Origin of the sequence: Halomonas sp. KHS3 (assembly GCF_000830495.1) — a bacterium.
In the GTDB taxonomy this organism is placed as follows: Bacteria; Pseudomonadota; Gammaproteobacteria; order Pseudomonadales; family Halomonadaceae; genus Vreelandella; species Vreelandella titanicae.
In genome coordinates this window covers 162,769-182,064 of the sequence record NZ_JWHY01000011.1, presented here as the reverse complement: position 1 = coordinate 182,064, position 19,296 = coordinate 162,769, and the positions used below count along the sequence as shown (strand labels likewise).

At 52.8% G+C, this 19,296-nt stretch carries 18 protein-coding genes; 1 reads left to right on the top strand and 17 read right to left on the bottom strand.

What is annotated here, in order from left to right; genetic code table 11:
• Nucleotides 1–18 precede the first annotated feature (18 nt).
• From RO22_RS20905 to RO22_RS20840, 14 genes are all read right to left on the bottom strand, one after another.
• Nucleotides 19–939 (bottom strand): amidohydrolase family protein, encoded by a 921-nt coding sequence (locus tag RO22_RS20905; protein ID WP_041159301.1) that lies wholly within the window; start codon nucleotides 937–939, stop codon nucleotides 19–21.
• Between the two features lie 48 nt (nucleotides 940–987).
• Nucleotides 988–1,920 (bottom strand): YncE family protein, encoded by a 933-nt coding sequence (locus RO22_RS20900; RefSeq protein WP_041159300.1) that lies wholly within the window; start codon nucleotides 1,918–1,920, stop codon nucleotides 988–990.
• 80 nt (nucleotides 1,921–2,000) lie between these two features.
• Nucleotides 2,001–2,978 carry a TRAP transporter substrate-binding protein gene (locus RO22_RS20895; protein WP_041159299.1) on the bottom strand — a complete coding sequence of 326 codons (978 nt, stop codon included), beginning with the start codon at nucleotides 2,976–2,978 and terminating at the stop codon, nucleotides 2,001–2,003.
• Nucleotides 2,979–3,079: 101 nt separating this feature from the next.
• Nucleotides 3,080–4,360 (bottom strand): TRAP transporter large permease subunit, encoded by a 1,281-nt coding sequence (locus tag RO22_RS20890; protein ID WP_041159298.1) that lies wholly within the window; start codon nucleotides 4,358–4,360, stop codon nucleotides 3,080–3,082.
• Nucleotides 4,360–4,929 carry a TRAP transporter small permease gene (locus tag RO22_RS20885; protein ID WP_200890274.1) on the bottom strand — a complete coding sequence of 190 codons (570 nt, stop codon included), beginning with the start codon at nucleotides 4,927–4,929 and terminating at the stop codon, nucleotides 4,360–4,362. The genes RO22_RS20890 and RO22_RS20885 overlap by 1 nt, the downstream gene beginning before the upstream one ends.
• 82 nt (nucleotides 4,930–5,011) lie before the next feature.
• On the bottom strand, nucleotides 5,012–6,019 hold the full coding sequence (locus RO22_RS20880; protein WP_041159297.1) for a TRAP transporter substrate-binding protein: 1,008 nt from the start codon (nucleotides 6,017–6,019) through the stop codon (nucleotides 5,012–5,014).
• Nucleotides 6,020–6,066: 47 nt separating this feature from the next.
• On the bottom strand, nucleotides 6,067–7,047 hold the full coding sequence (locus RO22_RS20875; RefSeq protein WP_052475738.1) for an amidohydrolase family protein: 981 nt from the start codon (nucleotides 7,045–7,047) through the stop codon (nucleotides 6,067–6,069).
• A gap of 37 nt (nucleotides 7,048–7,084) precedes the next feature.
• Complete coding sequence (locus RO22_RS20870) at nucleotides 7,085–8,089, bottom strand: TRAP transporter substrate-binding protein (RefSeq protein WP_041159296.1); 1,005 nt, start codon at nucleotides 8,087–8,089, stop codon at nucleotides 7,085–7,087.
• 30 nt (nucleotides 8,090–8,119) lie between these two features.
• Nucleotides 8,120–9,118, bottom strand: a complete 999-nt coding sequence (gene araD1 / locus RO22_RS20865) for an AraD1 family protein (protein WP_041159295.1) — start codon at nucleotides 9,116–9,118, stop codon at nucleotides 8,120–8,122.
• Between the two features lie 22 nt (nucleotides 9,119–9,140).
• Nucleotides 9,141–10,313 carry an L-rhamnonate dehydratase gene (locus RO22_RS20860; protein ID WP_041159294.1) on the bottom strand — a complete coding sequence of 391 codons (1,173 nt, stop codon included), beginning with the start codon at nucleotides 10,311–10,313 and terminating at the stop codon, nucleotides 9,141–9,143.
• A 27-nt stretch (nucleotides 10,314–10,340) separates the two neighbouring features.
• Nucleotides 10,341–11,366, bottom strand: a complete 1,026-nt coding sequence (locus RO22_RS20855; RefSeq protein ID WP_041159293.1) for a 4-hydroxythreonine-4-phosphate dehydrogenase PdxA — start codon at nucleotides 11,364–11,366, stop codon at nucleotides 10,341–10,343.
• Nucleotides 11,367–11,399: 33 nt separating this feature from the next.
• The gene (locus tag RO22_RS20850; protein ID WP_041159292.1) at nucleotides 11,400–12,680 is read right to left on the bottom strand and encodes a TRAP transporter large permease; all 1,281 of its coding nucleotides are present in this window, start codon (nucleotides 12,678–12,680) and stop codon (nucleotides 11,400–11,402) included.
• Nucleotides 12,677–13,231 (bottom strand): TRAP transporter small permease, encoded by a 555-nt coding sequence (locus RO22_RS20845; RefSeq protein ID WP_200890273.1) that lies wholly within the window; start codon nucleotides 13,229–13,231, stop codon nucleotides 12,677–12,679. The genes RO22_RS20850 and RO22_RS20845 overlap by 4 nt, the downstream gene beginning before the upstream one ends.
• A 70-nt stretch (nucleotides 13,232–13,301) precedes the next feature.
• Nucleotides 13,302–14,282, bottom strand: a complete 981-nt coding sequence (locus RO22_RS20840) for a TRAP transporter substrate-binding protein (RefSeq protein ID WP_041159291.1) — start codon at nucleotides 14,280–14,282, stop codon at nucleotides 13,302–13,304.
• Between the two features lie 206 nt (nucleotides 14,283–14,488).
• On the opposite strand from RO22_RS20840, the gene RO22_RS20835 reads away from it, so the two are divergent.
• Nucleotides 14,489–15,232, top strand: a complete 744-nt coding sequence (locus RO22_RS20835) for a FadR/GntR family transcriptional regulator (RefSeq protein ID WP_041159290.1) — start codon at nucleotides 14,489–14,491, stop codon at nucleotides 15,230–15,232.
• Nucleotides 15,233–15,271: 39 nt separating this feature from the next.
• Here the strand turns inward: RO22_RS20835 and RO22_RS20830 are convergent, their stop codons facing one another.
• The 3 genes from RO22_RS20830 to RO22_RS20820 are packed head-to-tail and all read right to left on the bottom strand — an operon-like array spanning nucleotide 15,272 to nucleotide 19,207.
• Nucleotides 15,272–16,696, bottom strand: a complete 1,425-nt coding sequence (locus RO22_RS20830; RefSeq protein WP_041159289.1) for an FAD-binding oxidoreductase — start codon at nucleotides 16,694–16,696, stop codon at nucleotides 15,272–15,274.
• Nucleotides 16,696–17,997, bottom strand: coding sequence for an L-fuconate dehydratase (locus tag RO22_RS20825; RefSeq protein WP_041159288.1), 1,302 nt, complete (start codon nucleotides 17,995–17,997; stop codon nucleotides 16,696–16,698). Before RO22_RS20825 ends, RO22_RS20830 begins: the two co-directional genes overlap by 1 nt.
• Before the next feature lie 46 nt (nucleotides 17,998–18,043).
• Nucleotides 18,044–19,207, bottom strand: a complete 1,164-nt coding sequence (locus RO22_RS20820; RefSeq protein WP_027956969.1) for a fumarylacetoacetate hydrolase family protein — start codon at nucleotides 19,205–19,207, stop codon at nucleotides 18,044–18,046.
• Nucleotides 19,208–19,296 lie beyond the last annotated feature (89 nt).

The window sequence follows — 19,296 nt, the reverse complement described above, 5'->3', positions numbered from 1 at the left end:
GTCTTCTTGTAGTCGTACTTAGTGGGGCAGCCGATACCAATGCAATGCATTATCGTGAAGAATGTTCTGTCGATGACTGGCTGCGGAAAAAGAAATAGCGTCTTCGATTAATTCCAGCCACCCGGAATAACTAATTGACAGTCTGGAAACCGGAAAATTACTGGCGAAAAGGCAGCGCTTTGGGCCAAATATTTCGATTGTTTCGCAAAGTAACTCAAGGTTCGCGGGGGAGTTCCATGAATGCCATGGCGTACCGAGTTCGGAGAGTTTGACGGCGATATTGGGATTGGCAGCTAGCGAACGCATTCCCGTGCGCCAAGTGTTTAGCCCTTGAGGCGTACGATCCCAAGGTAAACCGGTATGGTTGAGGATCACGCGCAGTTGGGGGAAGTCCTGAAGCGTGTCGGCCGCTTGTGCCAAATGCCAGGCGGGTACGCGGAGATCCCAGGAAAGGTCACGCTCCTCTAACAGTGCTAATCCTTTCTGCCAATGACGGTCTTGCAAACTGCCTTTATCACCCCGAATGTGATTCGCCGTATCGGGCGTGGTGGCGGTCACAGGTTTTACCCTCACTCCCCGAAAGAGAGGCGAAGTCATCTGAGCGTTCAACTGTTTAGCACACTCAGGGCTTCCAAAATCTACCCAGCCAACATGTGCGGTAGGTAGCTCATGCTGGTCATGGATTGATGTAACCCATTGCGTTTCTCGCATGGCATGGGAGCGATGTGCTTCGGCTTCACAATGAACGCTGCCTGCTAAGTGATAGCCTGCGGGGATAAGACGCTTCAAGTCACTCGTCAAGAACGGCTGCCGAATCGCTTTATAGTCGCCCAAAAAGAAACCACTGACGGGATGCTCCTCCAGCCATGGGTAGTTGACGCCGCCATCAAGGGCCCAAAGATGATGATGGGCGTCGATGAGTAGCTGGTCGACGTTCATTGCCGCCTCTCCTCTTGGTGTTGAGCTTGTTTATAAGATGGCTATGCGTCAATTGCGCACAAGTAACTGAGAGACGTCAGGCTCGGCTCGGCAGGCGAAGCTATCAACCACGCGTCCAGATTCGAGATGTAGCACGGCTATTGTGTCGCCTTTCATAGACACGAATGCATGTTGTCCATCTGGATGAAAGCTCATGGCAATGGGGATGTTGTCCAACTCGATCAGCTCAAGTGAATTAAGCTCCTGATCAAACAGGGATAGCGAACTCTCCCCATAGTTGGTAGTAATGAGACGATTAAGTGGATCCGAGTAAATTCGATTAGGATCGCGTCCGGTGGTAGCGCTTTTTTCGACGGTCATCGATTGAGTATCGATGGCGACGATGGTGTCATCATCTCGGTTGCTGATAAATAGTGTGCGCTCGTCCGCCGACAGTGCGTTGCCCTCGGGTCGGCGTCCCGGGATCATCGCAATCGGTGTAAAAGTGGCATCGTGAGGTTTGAACTTGGTGATGGTATTGCTGAGTAGATTCACACCATAAGCCCAATCACCTTTGCGAGTAAGAGCAAATAGGTGGGTTTTATAGCCTCCTGAAGAAACAGCAAGATTGGGCGTTGTGGCAGTGAGCGGATCATTAAACAATAACAATGTGTTGTGCCCTTCACTCATAGCATAGAGCCGATCCTGGTCATCAATACCAAGACCATGAATACGGTAATAGGGCCATGTGCTGAGCGTGTTAACCAGCTCAAAGGTATTGAGATCAATCACAAATACTGAGCATCCGCCTGGGTCACCGATACAATCAGCACCTAAAATCCCGTAGTGGCCGACGAAAGCATATTTACCTTGAGAATCGACAACGAACTCATGAGGGTAGTCAGGTAGACGAATATGTTTGAGCTCTTCACCGCTTTGAACATCGTAAAGACTTAAGGTGTGGGCGCATTTCTGATTTAGAAGCAAGTATTCACTGGCCATTTGTTCGATACTCCAAGCGTTAAACAGGTATCCGCGTTAAGCGGATACCTCAGGTGATTCATCACTGGTAAGGATGACGCTTACTGCAGTGCCTCTTGGATAGCATCAGTCCATTCGCTGCCGTTTTCCTCTATATAGCTATCCCAAGTAGGACGAATGACCGCTTGAAACGCAGCGGTATCGACTTCTTCCTCGATCTGCATACCATTGGCACGCATTTGATCCAGGATTTCCTGCTCTTTTTCGATATTCAATTCGCGCTGATAATCTCCTGCTTCGCGTGCAGAACTCAGAAGAGCCTGTTGATATTCTGGAGAAAGGCTGTCGAATTTTTCCTGATTCATCACCATGATCAACGACGTATAGGCTTGATTGGTTAATGAAAGATAGTCTTGAACTTCGTGGAAACCCGCAGACCAAACAATACCGACGGGGTGATCCTGAGCATCGACAGTACCGGTCTCAAGCGCTGTGTAAAGCTCCCCGATCGGCATGGGAACCGGATTTGCACCGAGTAAAGAGAAAGCCTCGATCAGCGATTCGTTAGAATTAGTGCGCATGACAAGCCCGCGCACATCTTCGGGGGTTTTAATGGGGCGTGTGTTATTGGTCATGGCACGAAAACCCACTTCCCAAAACGCCAGCCCCTTGAGATTTTTATCGTCCAGCAGGTCAAGCGCACGTTGGCCTACTTCCCCGTCCAGCACTTGGTATGCTTCTTCACGGTTAGCGAAAATATAAGGTAGGTCGAAGGCACCCAGTGCTGGTTCAAGACCGGTAAAATTTGGATTGCCTGATAACTCAATATCGATCAAGCCATTGCGCACGGCAGAAATCATTTGTTGGTCGCCGCCTAATACGCCATTACCGAAAATATTAACGGTGATCTCGCCATTGGTACGCTCTTCGACCAGCTCTGCAAAGTGTTCAGCGGCGGCTTGCTGAGTGTCGCTTTCTGGTGCCGCATGCGCCAGCTTTAGCACCGTATTAGCCTGTGCTTGAGATAACGAACCAGCGATGATTAAAATAGAAGCTGAGGTTTTGATTAATGGTTTCATGAGGTCTCGCTTATTGTTGGTGTTGATAATTATTCACGTGGACTTTGAGGCCCGTGAACAGGGTGCTAGCCCGCAATGCGGGCATGCTGGCCAACGACCTATCACCCGGCTAGCCAGTAAAGTGGTACGGTAATGATTTGTGGGAAGGCAACAAATAGTAGAAGGATTACCACGTAGGCTAGAGCAAACGGCATAACGCCTGACACGGCTTTCTCGAATTTAAGATTGCCGACGCTGGTAATAACGTTAAGCACGTTGCCTACCGGTGGAGTGATCAACCCAATAGCGCAGTTGAGAACAAACATGATGCCGAAGTAAACAGGGTCAATACCTGCGAGCTTGACGATGGGCATCAATATAGGCGTTAACACTAAAATAGTGGGTGTTAGATCCATCACCATGCCAACAATCAGCACTACGCCCATAATTGCGAGCATTAATAAGCGTGGGTTGTCGGCTAAGGGAGACAGCAAGTCAGCGACCATCATGGGTAACTGAGCGATACTGATGAGCCATGAGGCCACCATGGCCGCGGCGACCAGGAACATCACGATAGCAGTGCTGCGCGCGGCTTGAGCCAATACGCTGTAAAGCTGGGGTAAGTTCAGCTCCCTATAAATAACGGTGGCGACAAAAATGGCGTATACGGCAGCCACGACGCCAGCCTCGGTAGGGGTAAAAATTCCGGTTTTGATTCCGCCGATAATGATGACGGGAAGCAAAATGGCCCAAAAGCTCTTTTTTAATGCCTCAAGACGTTCTGCGCGGGTTGCTTTTTTCGCGACCACCAAATCTTCCTTACGTGTCATGAAGAGCCACATCAGTACTAACGTGGCGCCCATGATGAGTCCAGGCACAATGCCCGCCAGGAATAGTTTGCTAATCGAGATTCCGCCAGCAATGCCAATGATGATGAGCGGAATGGAGGGCGGAATGATCGGAGCGATAATACCACCGGCTGCCATTAGTCCGGCGGAGCGTCCCAGCGGATAACCTGCCTGGCGCATCATTGGTAACAGCATACTGGCCAATGCAGCCGTATCCGCCACGGCGGAGCCCGACAAGCTAGCCATGATGATCGCCGCAAAAATAGCCACAAAGCCGAGGCCACCTTTGCGGTGGCCGACAAGGGTCATCGCCAGTGCAACGATGCGTTGTGACAAACCACCGCGTGACATGACCTCCCCGGCAACCAAAAAGAAGGGAATGGCGAGCAGTGTATAGCTGTCCGCTCCATTGACTAAGTTCTGAGCCAATATTTGCGAGTTGAGCAAATCCAGGTGCAGCATCAAAGCAACCGCACTGACCAGTAATGCAAAGGCAATGGGGACACTCAGACCGATAGAAGCCAGCAGCGAGCCCAGGAAAAGAACAATCGTCATTACACCTCTCCTTTATTCAAGTGGGCAGTGCTTTGAAAAGCCGTGGGCATGATCAGTCGATATGTCAGAACCACAGACATCAATACGCCTGCCACCAAGCCCGCCAAGTAGAAAACGCCGACAGGAATGCCGCTAATCGGTGAAATGTTGTCCCAGTTCAGTACCGTCTGCGCATAGCTACCTTTCAGTAACATCACGCTGCAGCCCAGCATGACGAGTGTAACGACTCTCGTTAGCACGGCCTGTATTGGTTCAGGCAGGCGTTCTGAAAGTGTCGTGACGTTTAAATGCTCGTGGCGTAGTAACGCGGTGACGGCACCTAGAAAGGTGACCCATACAAAAAGGAAGCGAGATAGCTCAACGCTAATTGAAATGCCGCTGTTGAAGCCATATCGAAGGATTACGTTGGTAAACACCAAGACGATCATACTGATCAACGCCAATACCATCATTAAGTTAAGTAAGCGCTCCACGCCGCTAGCCAAGTTGGCTACTTGATGAGCGATACCCTGTGAGCTTCTTTGCATGTTCATATTTGGCGTGGTCGCTTTTTTATCGTGTTGATGCATGAGCTGATGCTCCTAAAAGACGCATGAAGCACGTATCTTGCTACGGTGGTCATCGTCAATTCTTTTCGTATGACCGCGAGATTTAACGATGACGATGACTGTTAATGGCATTACCAAAATCAGAGACGAATGATGGACTCAGCTCACTGACATGTTGATCCATCATGTCGGATAGCTGCGCTTGCATACGCTGGCGCTCAGACATAGGTACTTCATTAATCAGAATTTTCTCATTCAGTTCAGCGATTAAGGCTTGGTTGAGCTCGCGGCTTACACGGCGCTGGTAAAGAGTCGCTTCACGGGCAGCACTTTGAACTGCTGCACGGTTCTGTTCATCCAGGCTGTCTAGAAAGCTCGAAGAGGCGATGAGTACGAGAGCGTCATAAGCGTGTGCTGTCTGAGACAGATAGTCTTGAACTTCATAAAAGCGCTTTGTATCAATGACGGTATAAGGATTTTCTTGGCCATCGACGGTATGGGTTTCTAGTGCAGTGAATAGCTCATTAACCGGCATGGGCACGGCGTTAGCATTTAAGTCGTTAAACAGATCGATGTATAAGGCGTTCTGCATGGTGCGGATCTTGAGGCCGTCTAGATCTTCTAACGTCTCGATGGGGCGTTTTGAATTGGTGATATGTCGAAACCCATTTTCCCAAAAGCCAAGACCGGTGATCCCCTTTTCTTCTAAGCTTGCAAGCAGTGCTTCTCCCACGGAGCTATCGAGCACGGCATCGGCATGTTCTTCATCATCGAATTGGAACGGCAGGCTGATGATGCTGAAATCGGGATTTAGGCTTGAGAGGGTAGCCGTTGAAGGGATAGTGAAATCCAGGGTTCCCGCCTGAACCATCGAGGTCATGTTGACATCATTGCCTAGAATGCCATTGCTAAAGACTTGTACTTCAATGGCTCCGTTGGTCTTTTCTTCCACCAGCGTGGAAAATCGCTGGGCGCCTAATGTTTGTGGATGAGAATCCGGCAGACTGGTGCCAAGTCGAGCGCTGATATCTGCCGCCAGTGTTTGACTGACCGCTGCGGTCATTCCACACACAAACAAGGCAGCGTTGATAAAGTGAGTATGGCGTGTCATGAGTATTGTCCTTATATACGTGATGAAAGATAGTTAGTTTGTTGTGCTTATGAGTTAATGAGGTGATTGATATTAAATTGACCGAGCTGATAGCAACGTAAAGTGTTATCACAAAAAACAGCCAGTCTTTCGCGAGTCGATAGGTGCGAGCTGAGTTGTTTGAAAGCGCTCCATAACGAGTCCAAATCGGTCACTAACCCATCTACAGGAAAATTGCTGGCAAACATGCATCGATCAGGGCCGAAAAGCTCAATGGCCGTGCGAATCAACCAGCGATTATCGTCAGAGCGCCAGGGCTCGCCGTTGATGCCCAGCCCCGACAGCTTGAGCATGACTTGGTCATAGGCGGCTACTTGCTCTAATGCGTTCTTCCAGCCTGCCAGCGTTTCATGTTGGCGATCACCGGGCACGCCTGCATGGTTGATCACGACTGGTATGTCTGGATGGCGCTCCAATAACGGAATCAACTCATGTAGATGCCACCAGGGAGCTTGGAGCTCGAAGATGAACCCATGACGAGCAAGCAACGCGAAACCACGCTCGAAGTGGGGGCAGGTTAGAGAGCCTGACAAGCCATGATTGGCTCGGTATTCAGCGCGAGGCATAGTTGCTGGTTTATGACGCACTCCACGGACTAACGGCCAGCCCACCAACGTATCTAACTGAGCGTCAATATCCTTGGCATCTAACCAAGCTTGGGCAATCATGGCATTGGGCCAGCCGGTTCGATCATGCAGCCCGTGAATCCAGCGAGCTTCGTCCGCCGCGCCGCCAGGCTGCCATTCAGCCTCCATGTACACGCATCCTAAGACGTTGTGTTGGCCGCACTGCTGTTGATAATCCTGGGGAAAAAAGGGCACGCGAATGCGGCTATAGTCTCCATAACGGAAAGGAATCATGGGTTCATCACACAACCAAGGATGGTAGTTAGATCGTGGATCCCAAAAATGTAGATGCGCATCTATGATCGGTAGATCCTCATCCTTTCCGCTTTGAAGAAATTGCCGCCGCTGTTCGCTGATATTCATACCTTATCCCCACTGATACGCCGCCATTGGGCGAGGACTAATTCGCCGTTTTCGCGCGCTCAACTGCCTCGACTAGCTCGCTACCGTGTTGAGCAGTAAATTTGCTGCGAACGGCGTCAGCGACCCTATCGCGCATGGAGGCACGATCTGGTTGTTCAACGATCTGCATGCTCTGCTGCCGGAGAAACTCCAGGTCGTTAGACATTCGCTCTTGGTTAAGCTGCCGCTGGTATCGAGCGGCCTCTTGAGCCTCATCGCGCAGTAGTTGCTGCTGTTCGTCAGTGAGGCTATCGAAGCGATTTTTATTCATGACCAAGGGGGCCGCCGTGTAGGCATGCGCCGTTAATGAAAGGTGGTCTTGAACATCGGCCAGGCTGGCCGAGCGAATTAAACTAACGGGATTTTCCTGACCATCTACGGTGCCAGTTTCAAGGGCCGTAAAAAGCTCGGCAAAAGGCATCGGTATTGGGTTGGCGCCCAATGCCTCAAAAGCCGCGATATGGGCGGGATTGGGCGTGGTTCTTAGCTTCAGTCCTTTAATATCATCAGCCGACTCGATTGCACGACGCGAGTTGGTCAGATTGCGAAAACCAATTTCCCAGAAGGCGAGTCCTTCTAAATCCTTTTCACGCATGCGCGCTAGTAAGCCCAGGCCAACGTCTCCATCGAGTACTCGATAGGCTTGTTCGTAATCATCAAATAGAAACGGCAGATCCAGCACATTGAGTTCGCTCACTAGGCCACTGAAGTACGGGTTGCCCGATAACTCGATATCAATGGTTCCACCACGAACACCGGCGATCATGGCCTGATCATTGCCAAGTTGTCCGTTCGGGAATACCCGAATATTGATTTCGTCTCCGCTACGCTCTTTGACGCGCTCGGCAAACCGCATCGCCGCCAAGTGCTGAGAGTCCTCTACCGGGTGGGCATGAGCCAGCGTTAATGTGGTAGTCGCTTGCGCGTCATTGAACGGAGAAAACATGGCTACTGATAGTGCGGTAGCCAAGATGCTGTTTAGAAATGTTTTTTTAGTTGTCATGACGGTAGCCTTTGTTTTAATTCGTTGTTTTTATAAAGGTCGCACGTGTTGTATGGTCAGAGGTTCGTCTTCCATGAACTTGACAGAATTGCGCAGAGCACGGCCAAGAGCAGGTAACTCAATTTCAAAGCGGTCGCCGTCTTGTACGCTGACTCCGTCCGCAAAGCTGAGTGTGGCAGTGCCGAAATAATGCACATGCACATCGCCTGGTTGACGAAACTGTGGATATTTAAAGTGGTGATGTTCCAAATTGGACAGGCTGTGTGCCATGTTGGCTTCGCCGGTGAGAAACGGCTTTTCCCATAGCGTCTTGCCTGCGCGAACGATACGGCTTGTGCCCTCTAAATGGTCGGGCAGCTCACCCAGCAGCAATTCAGGGCCGAAGCTGCAAGCGCGTAGTTTGGAGTGAGCCAGCCAAAGGTAGTTAGCGCGCTCGGTGACATGGTCAGAAAACTCGTTGCCTACCGCATAGCCCAGCCGGAAAGGCGTCCCGTCATCCGCATTGATATAAATGCCAACCAGTTCCGGTTCTTCACCAGCGTCTTGGGCGAAATGCGGCACAGCAAAGGGGCTCTCTGGCGCGACGACAATGCTGCCATCGCCTTTATAGAACCATTCGGGCTGGGCGCCTTCTTTGCCGGGACGAGGTTTCCCGCCTTCCACCCCCAGATTGAACATGCGCATAGAGTCGGTCAGTTCATCATCGCTCACCTTGGCTTTTGCATGCATGGCAGAGCGTGTGTCGGCACTGCCCAAGTGGGTCAAACCGGTACCGGTGACGTAGCAGTGAGCAGGATCAGGATGGGTGACCGGAGGCAACAACAACCCCATGTCCAGCGTTTGATGGTAATCCAGGAGTTCATGGCTACGATGGCATTCAATGAACTCGATGAGAGACGTACCCGCTGCGAGTGCGGCCTGTGCCAACTCATAGGTGCCGCCGGGATAATCAATCAACCGAAGCTGAATGGGGCTTTCAACCACCGCGGCGCGAACGCCGCGGGAAGTTTTTACTTGTACAATTCGCATGATAAAGACCCTTGTTCGATGCTTATTCGCTAATGTTGAACTGATCGAAATAGCGCTCATTGAGCTTCAAACCGAGGCCTGGCGTATTGTCGTCAAGGTCGATAAAACCATTGACCGGCTCAGGGTCGCCCTCAAACAGGTAGTAGAACAGCTCGTTACCAATCTCAACGTCATGCACCGGGAAGAATTCCGACATGGGTGATGCCAGGGTAGACATGGTCAAGTGGTAGTTATGCATCTGACCGGCATGGGGGATGACCGGCACGCTAAACGACTCAGCAAGGGCATTGATCTTATGCGCTGCGGTAATGCCACCAACGCGATTGGTGTCATATTGAATGACGGAGACGGCACGCTTTTCCAGCAGTTGTCGAAAACCGTAAGAAGTGAACTCGTGCTCACCGCCAGAAATCGGGATACTGGTGAGTCGATTAAGCTCGGCGTAGCCATCGATATCATCGGCGAGCACCGGCTCTTCAAGCCAGCGCGGCTGGAAACGCTCTAGCCGAGGTAGCATTCGTTTGGCGTATTCAAGGTTCCAGCCCATGTAGCATTCGAGCATCAAGTCAATATCGTCGCCAATGACTTCTCGTACCGCCGCGACACTATTAAGGTTTTCACGCATACCCGCCGGCCCGTCTTTCGGGCCATAGCCAAAGCGCATTTTCATTGCCTGGAAGCCTTGGTCGAGGTAAGACTGAGCCTCTTCCTGCATGCTGTTGAGGTCGGTGCGGTAAAGCTTGGAGGCGTAGCAAGGAATCTTCTCTTTGGTGCGGCCGCCGAGTAATTTAAAGACAGGCTTGTTAACGGCTTTACCCATGATGTCCCAGATGGCGATATCGACACCGGAAATCGCCGCCATACCGATGCCTTTGCGGCCCCAGGCATGCGTCGAGCGATACATGCGCTGCCAGAGGTATTCGTAGTCAAAAGGGTCTTGGCCGATCACTAGCGGAGCGAGGTACTGGTCGATAATGGCTTTGGCAATACGCGGTGCTAGCGCAACATTCCCCAGTCCTACAATGCCGTTATCGGTTTCAATCTCGACCACCGTCCAGCCGTGAAAGCGGAACGTGCCCATGGAGTCGCTTTTGTCCCAGAGTTCGTCCATGGCATTGGAGCAGAAGTGCGGCTGGGCAGGTACGGTGTGCCCTTTCCATTCGAAGACACGGGTGCGGACATTAGTGATTTTCATTATGTTTATCCTGAGTTAGATAATCGATTAGGCGCTAGCGTTAAGACGCTGTTGGCGAAGGTTTTTGCCCATTTCACAAGCGATGAGAAAGGCATTGCGTGTGGGGTTTACGTTGGCTTTACCCTGCCCCGCAATGTCGAAGGCCGTGCCATGAGCAGGTGTGGTGATGGGAATCGGTAAGCCACCCTGAACCGTCACCCCGTCCATAAAGCCCATGAGCTTGATCGCGATTTGGCCTTGGTCGTGGTACATGGTGACGATGGCGTCGTATTCGCCGTCTCTGGCTTTAAGAAAGATGGTATCGGCAGGGAATGGGCCACTGATGGGGTAGCCTTGAGCGCGGCAGGCTTCGACGGCTGGCGTAATGACCTCGATTTCTTCGCGGCCACAGGTACCGCCCTCGCCTGCATGAGGGTTAAACGCGGCCACGGCCACGCGTGGCTCAGGGGTGCCGGCGAGTTGAAGTGCGTCGTACATTAAACGACTAGCTGCGATTATCCGCTCTTCGGTGATGTATTCGGCGGCATCTTTCAGCGGCACGTGTGAAGAAATGCGTGCCGTCCATAGGCTGCCTAGCGTATTAAATTCGCAGAAGTAATCTTGAACATTCAGGTGGTTGGCAAAGAAGTGCAGTTCATCTTCATAAGCCAATCCGCCTTTTTTCATCGAGAGCTTGTTCAGCGGTGCAAAGCAAATGGCGTCCACTTCGTTGGCCAGTGCCGCATCCATGCAGCGGGTCAAGAGGGCCAATGTCGAGGCGCCACCTGCGGCAGATTCTCGTGCATAGCTAACGTCACCTTCAGCAACGGTCTCCATGGGTAAGAATACCGGGCCAGCGTGTTGACGCACTTGGCTGAACTCTTGAATTTCAGGTAGCTGGTGGCTGATACCCGCCACGCGCTGACCTTCTTGCCATAGCCAGCGATCCCCCAGTAGCACCGTGTGGACACCATCGAACAGGGTGGTTTCATTAAATAGCTTGGCGATGAGCTCAGGGCCAATGCCCGCAGGGTCACCTAAAATTACGGCAATGACAGGTTGTGCGTCTTTCATGTAATGCTCCTAACGGATCGACATCAACGGGAATCAATAAAACAAATCAACGAGGAAGAGTGGAATGACCGGCACGTAGGTCACCAGCAGCAGTACGATGAACAGCACGCCGATCATCGGTAAGTTGACACGTGTGGTATTCCACATATCGGTTTTAGCAATCGAGCACGCGGTAGCGAGCACTGAAGCAACAGGTGGCGTTTGCTGGCCAATGGCAAGGTTGAGGGTCAGAATCAAGCCAAAATGAATGGGGTCGATGCCAACTTGCGTCACCAACGGCATGACGATGGGGACGACCAGAATGATGGCCGCCGCACCGTGTAAAAACATACCGAGGAGCAGGAGCAATATATTGAGCAGGGCCAATACCGCGACGGGGTTTTCCGTTAGCGTGGTGATTTGCGCTGCCAACTGTTGCGGGAGTTGCATTTCGGTCAGAAAAAGCCCCAGCACGGCGGAGGTCGCGACCAGCAGCATCACCACCGATGTCTGGATGACACCATCCGTCACCGCGCGGTATAGCACCTTGAGGTTGAGCTCGCGATAAACCAGGCCACCAATCAACAGCGCGGCTAACACCGCAATGCCGGCCCCTTCCGTTGCTGTGACAAAGCCGCCGAAGATGCCGCCAAGAATGATGACGGGCAGTAGGAGTGCCCAGGAGGCCTCTTTGAATGCTTTTCCCAAGCGGCTCAGCGAGAAGGCCGCTTCCCGGGGTAGGTCGTATTTGACTGCGTAGTAATAGCAGAAGCCGGCCAGACCGAAGCCGCCCAGAAGGCCTGGAATGATCCCCGCGACAAACAGCTGGACAATGGAGACTTCCGCGATAGCGCCGTACAGAATCATCGACAGCGATGGCGGAATAATGACCGCCAGTGAAGCCGATGAGGAAGTGATCGCCGCTGAGAACTCGGGGTTATACTGCTTACGTTTCATCTCGGGAATCAGTATCGACCCCGTCGCCGCGACATCGGCGACTGCAGAGCCTGAGATTTCAGCAAAGAACATCGACACCCCTACGTTTACCATGGCTAATCCGCCGCGCACGAAGCCCACCATGGCGGTCACCAGATTAATCAGCCGTGTCGAAATTCCGGATGTATTCATTAGTGCGCCTGCAAAAATAAATAGCGGGATCGCAATAAGAGGAAAGTTGGTGGCACCGTTAAACAGTGTCAGTGGTATGTTGAGAAGGTGCTGCGGCCCCATATTGATATAAACACCGACAACCCCTACGGCTCCTATGGCTATCGCAATGGGCACATTGATCAGCACTAGCGAAAATAGAGCGGCAATAACAATCAATAGAATCATGCCCGGCTCTCCTTTAGATCTTCCTCGGCTAGGCGGATTGCCTCTTCAATGGCTTCTTGCTCGCTGTCAACGCCGGTGCGCATTTTCTGCCAGGCGCTGGGCAGTGATAGAAGCTCACACAAGATGAACAATACCGCGCTGATAGGGATGACCGATTGGGTGATCGTAAGACTAATGCTGGGCAGTGACACCAAATGATCCCAAGCCAGAATCTCAAGCACTTGGTACCCGTAATAGGCAATAACGATAAAGAAGCCAATGACGATGATTTCGCTGAAGACAAACAAGGCAACGCGTAAAGGGGCAGGGGCACTGCTGACAAGGCCAGGAAAGCCCATGTGGGCTCGCTTGATAGCCGCCAGATTTGCACCGTAGAAGCTTAGCCAAGCTAGCCCGATAGAAGCCACCTCGTCGTACCATGCCAGTGAGCTACCGAAGGTGCGAAACGCTACGGCAACCAAGACAATGAAAGTAAGTGCAAGCAGTAAGAAGATGGTGAAAACTTCTAATAGCTTCTCCAGCCAAGCTCGCATGTGATGAATCAGTACCATGAACTGCCTCATTCCTGATGAATGAAAACGAGCATCCCATTTGAATGCATGAGGGTTAGCAGCGAATGTTTTATTGGTCTGCTAGTGACGCTGCACGGTCTATTAACGCTTGACCACCATCCACTTGTTCTGCAAATGCGTCATACACAGGGCTGCTGGCTTGTATGAACGCATCGCGGTCAACGTTATTAATGGCGATACCGGCTTCGCGCATAGTGCCGATTAGCTCTTCGTCAAGCTCTGCCCCCTTGGCAAATGCCCACGCTTGTGTCTCGGCTGCCGCATCGCTGATCGCTTCGCGCACTTCATCGGAGTACTGATCCCAGCTCTGCTGTCCGGCGGTTAACCAAATAGGGGTATAAACGTGATTGGAAAGCGATAGATACTCTTGTACCTCGTGTAGGCGAGCACCGTAGATATTGCTGAGCGGGTTTTCTTGACCATCGATGACACCGGTTTGTAGGCCCACGAAAACTTCTGAGAATGCCATGGGTGTTGGGTTTGCCCCCCAGGTAGAAAACATGCGCGTACGCCAATCACTTTGTGGCGTGCGAATCCTTAAGCCATCAAGATCATCGGGTGTCGTAATAGCTCGACTGCTATTAGTGATCTGCCGGAAGCCGTTTTCCCAAGTGGAAATGATTTTTAAACCGCGCTGTTCGACGCTATCGGCTAAATCGATCATGACAATTTCTTCATCAATACGCTTAAGGTGATCGCGATCTTTTACGAGGTAAGGCAAGTCGAACAGTGCAAAGTCAGGCGATACAGAAGACATAATGGAAGAGATAGCGGCGAGATCCACAGTACCCAAACGGAGTCGTTGAATTAGCTGTCGCTCATCACCTAACTGCCCGCTGTCGTAATACTCCACTTGTAGGTTATCGCCCAGGCGTTGCTCCAGCTGGTGGATAAACTCCTGAGCCGTTTGCCCCTGCAAGCTTTGTGGAGAGCCACCGATGGCAAACACAATTTTTTCTGGGTTGGCTTGGGCTTGCCCAGACAATAGGGCTATTGCGAGAGTTGAAACAGCTATTGAGTATTTCAGCATGCGAACGACCTCATTGTTTTTGGATTGTCTAACTGGTCTGGTCTGCTGGTTGGTTTACCGTACCAGTTGTGTGAAATTTAGAACTACAAGAAGAGCTGGTCAAGCAAGATTTTAGGAACCTAGACTATGGTCTAAATAGTAATTTGTATGGCAGTTATTTGGTTTTCTGGTCTATTATATGTACCAGTTGCTTGGAGTATGATTTAATGGATAATTCCGCATTTGCTTTCGAAAAAGCATTGAAAAACAAGACAAAAAAAGAAGTGTTGGTTGAAAAGCTGATTGACATGCTGATAACAGGGTTGCTGAGGGAAGGTGATTTGCTACCTAGCGAACGCGAATTAGCACAGCTTTTTGAAGTCAGTAGGGAAACCGTGCGTGGTGCACTTACGCAGTTGGCTGCCTATGATCTCATCAGTGTTTCCCATGGCAGCAAAACGCGGGTAAGTGCTAACGAACATGTGCTCGCACGCTTTACCGATACGTTTGAAGCGGCCAGAACCAGCGATATGGAGCACTTTGATGTCGACTGTGTTTTCGAGAGTCGTATTGTTGTAGAAGCCGCTATTGCTAGACGAGCCGCTCCCAGAATAGACCGAGAGGGTATTCAGAAACTAGAGCGTATGCTTGAAGCGCAGAGCCATCTGTTTACATCGCCTGTCTCTTTTCAGTTATCAGACCAGAGTTTTCACAAGCTTATTTCAGAGTACGCTGATAATGCCTTGTTGCTGCGCTATGCACAGGAGCTATACGGCTATGGGCTTAATATTCGCCGTCAGGTAATGATCGAAGAGGGGAACATTGAGAAAAGTTATCAAGAGCACATACATATCGTGGATGCCTTAAAACGAGGCGATCCGGATGCCGCTGAGCGAGCAATGCTCGCTCACTTGGACAGTGTTTATCGTACGACGAAAGAGAAAGTCTTAGCAGGTCTGCAATCCATATAATGGCCCCGCTAGGCTATGCCAGCGGAGCGAGCTTGAGAGCTACTTATCTTCAGGCAAAATCCGACCTGGGTTCATCAGCCCTTTAGGGTCAAACAGGGTTTTAACCCCGTTGATCAGCTCCCGCTCAACAGGCGATAGCCGCGCCAGGTAGGGTGCCTGCTTGGTGCGGCCAATGCCGTGCTCGGCGCTGATGCTGCCGTTGAAACCGTCAAGTACCTCAAACAGCCGCTCCTCCAGGTCGTGCAGGTGGGCTTTCTTATCGCTATCCGCCATTGCCGTGGGCGGTAGAATGTTGAAGTGCAGATTGCCGTCGCCCACATGCCCGTAGGCAATAATTTCGCACTCGGGCGACGCCGCCATCACCACCTCGCTTGCCCGGGTAACGAAGTCGGGTATCGCCGAGATAGGCACCGAGATATCGGTGCGCAGGTGCTCACCGCGTCGCCGCTGGCCTTCCAGCATGCTTTCACGGAACTGCCATAGCTGGGCGGATTGGGTGTCGCTGGATGCCAACGCGCCATCCTGCACCAGCTCGCGCTCCATGCCGGTTTCCAGCAGCGCTTCCAGCATCGAACCCAGATCCACTGGTCCCGTGGCCGCGACTTCCATCAGCACGTACCAGGGGTAGGCGTCTTCAAGCGGGTCACGCAGCTCTGGCGTTGCTTCAATCGCCAGCTCGATACAGCGGCGAGGAATCAGCTCAAAAGCCGTCAGCAGGTCGCAGCACTCCCGGCGCGCCAGACTATACAGGTCGATGACCGCCTGGATGGAGGGTAGGCCCAGTAGAGCAGTCCGGTTCTGGGTAGTGCGTGGTGAAAGCTTTAACACTGCGCCCGTAACAATACCCAGCGTACCTTCACTACCCAGAAACAATTGCTGAAGGTCGTAACCACGGTTGTCCTTGTGCAGCGCATTCAGGCTTTCCCAGACGCGCCCATCGGGCAGCACCACTTCAAGCCCCAGCACCAGCTCGCGCATCATGCCGTAGCGGAGTACGTTAAGTCCGCCCGCATTGGTGGCAATATTGCCACCAATCTGACAACTGCCTTGGGCGCCCAGCGAGAGCGGAAAGTCACAGTCATGATCAAAAGCTGCCAGCTTGACGTTCTCAAGGATGCAGCCAGCGTCTACGGTAATGGTGAAGTTAATCGGATCAATGGCGCGCACGCTATTTAAGCGCTCAAGACTGATCACCAACTCCTGATCATTGGCAGCGGGCAAGGCGCCCGCCACCAGACCGCTATGGCCGCCCTGGGGCGTCATCGCGATTCCTTGGGCGTAGCAGCGCTTTACCACCTCGGCGACTTCTTCCGTGTTAGCCGGACGGGCCACCGCCAGCGGTGTGCCCAGCGTATCCCCCGCCCAGTCGCTAACGTAGCGCGCTATGGCGTCTGGTTCGCGCAGCAAGCCTCGCTCGCCGAGCAGGCTGGTTAGCTCATTTAGAAAGGAGGTGGTGTCTGTCATTACTTCTCTTCCTTCCAGGCCGCGCCCTCGGGGAAGCGGTGCTGTGCTTGGGATTCTGCGTGCATGGCGATACTGTAACCTGGCGCTTCAGGCACTTGGTAGCGGCCACGGTTGATTACTACCGGGTCGATAAAGTGTTCGTGCAAGTGATCCACATACTCAAGCACGCGACCTTCAAGGCTGCCGGATACCGCGATATAGTCGAACAGGGAGATATGCTGGGTGTACTCACACAGCCCGACGCCACCGCCGTGGGGGCAAATCGGCACGCCGAACTTGGCGGCCATCAGCGTTACTAAAATCACTTCGTTAAGCCCGCCCAAACGTGCCGCATCGAGCTGGCAATAGTCGATGGCATCCGCCTGGAAGAACTGCTTGAACATCACTTTATTGTGACAGTGCTCGCCAGTGGCGACGCCGATAGGCGCAACCCGGTGGCGGATTTCGGCGTGGCCGAGAATGTCGTCAGGGCTGGTGGGCTCTTCTATCCATAGCGGGTCAAATTCGGCCAGCCGACGCATCTTGGTGATCGTCTCGTCGACTTCCCACACCTGGTTGGCGTCCATCATCAGCACGTTGTCCCAACCGATCTCTTCGCGTAGCAGCGCCGCTCGGCGGGCATCCTCTTCAATGTCGCCGCCAATCTTCTGTTTGAAATGAGTCCAGCCTTCAGCCAGCGCTTCACGCGCCAGACCGCGCACTTTCTCGTCGCTGTAACCCAGCCAGCCCGCTGAAGTAGTGTAGGCGGGGTAGCCATCGTGGCGCATTTCGGCTTCGCGGGTTTCTTTGCCGGAGGCCTGACGGCGCAGCAGACAGATCGCTTCTTCCGGCGTTAGCGCGTCGGTGACGAAACGGAAATCAAGGCAGCGCACCAGCTGTTCCGGGGTCATATCCACCAGCAGCTTCCACACCGGCTTACCTTCGTTTTTCGCCCACATATCCCACACGGCGTTGACGATGGCGGCGGTGGCTAGGTGAATTGCGCCTTTATCGGGGCCAATCCAACGCAACTGGCTGTCGCCGGTAATTTCCCGCCAGAAGGTGCCCATATTGTCGGTAATAGAGGCCAGCGAGCGACCTTCAATCAGCGGCGCTAGTGAGTGCAAAGCGGTAACCACAATCTCGTTGCCGCGGCCAATGGTAAAAGTTAAGCCGTGCCCCTCGGGGCTGCTGTCATCGGTGTGCAGGATGACGTAGGCGGCGGAGTAGTCCGGCGCGGCATTCATGGCATCCGAGCCATCCAGAGAACGCGAGGTGGGAAAACGAATATCCTGGATCTCGACGCGAGTGATGGTTGTCATTGTGCGCTCCTAGGCTGTGATATGAGTGGCGTATTGATTGTTAGAATCAGCGGCGCGCTAAGTGGCGCATCAGTTCGCGAATACCGTAGGTCCAGGGCGGCAATTGATCGCTTCTGCCTACCTGGTTGACCAGGGCGCCCAGGGCGGGGGTGGCGATGGTGACGCGATCACCCTGATGATGGGTAAAACCCTGGCCTTCCCCGTCGCGATCCTGAATGGGAGAAAACATGGTGCCGAGGAACAGCATAAAACCATCCGGATATTGGTGGTGGTCGCCGATGGTTTGGCTTACCAAGTCCAGCGGGTCGCGGCTGATCTCGCGCATATCGCTCTCGCCCTGGAGCAAGAAGTCGTCATCCTCACCCTCAATGCGCAGCGATACCTGACAGTTGCGAACGCTGTCGATATCGAAGTGGTCATCAAACAGGCGAATGAAGGGACCAATGGAGCAGGAGGCGTTGTTATCTTTTGCCTTGCCGAGCAGCAGGGCGCTGCGCCCTTCCACATCGCGCAGGTTAACGTCGTTGCCCAGAGTCGCACCGCGCACCTGGCCGCGGCTGTCTACTGCCAGGACAATTTCCGGCTCGGGGTTATTCCATTGAGATGATGGGTGTAAACCTACCGGGGTGCCAAAACCTACCGAGGAGAGCGGCTGGGCTTTGGTAAATACCTCCGCGTCGGGGCCGATGCCAACTTCCATATATTGCGACCAGCCGCCGCGGGCCTGTAGCGCTTTTTTAAGCGACATCGCCTCTTCAGAACCCGGCGCAATCTTGGAAAGGTCGGTGCCGATCAGTGCCTGCAGGTCGTTGCGCAGCTCCACCGCTCGTGCAGGGTCGCCGCCCGCTTGCTCTTCGATCACTCGCTCTAACAAACTCACAGCGAAGGTGACGCCGCAGGCTTTAACGGCCTGAACATCGCAGGGGGCTAGCAGGTAGGGCGCTTGTGGTAGGGGTAACTGAGAGTTTTCCAGCAGTGCCTCGACACTACCTAGGTTGGGGCCTTCCGCTCGCTGCACTACCGCTTGTAGGTCGTCGCGTTCCAGCAGGTCAGCCATGGTGGGCCCATAGGCGGTAATGTCGATCACCTGACCGTTGTTGACGGTCACTAGCGCGGGGCCAGGATGACTGCCCTCCAGCCAAACGCGGCCAACCAGCAGCGCGTTACCCAGGTCGGCGGGAAGTGTGTCCGTCGATGAAAGTGGATTCATGTACTTCTCCATTCGCTCTTAGAATTAGTTTTAATCGTTGGCAGTGGTAGGAGACTGGCGCTAAACACGCCATCGCCTATCATGTTATA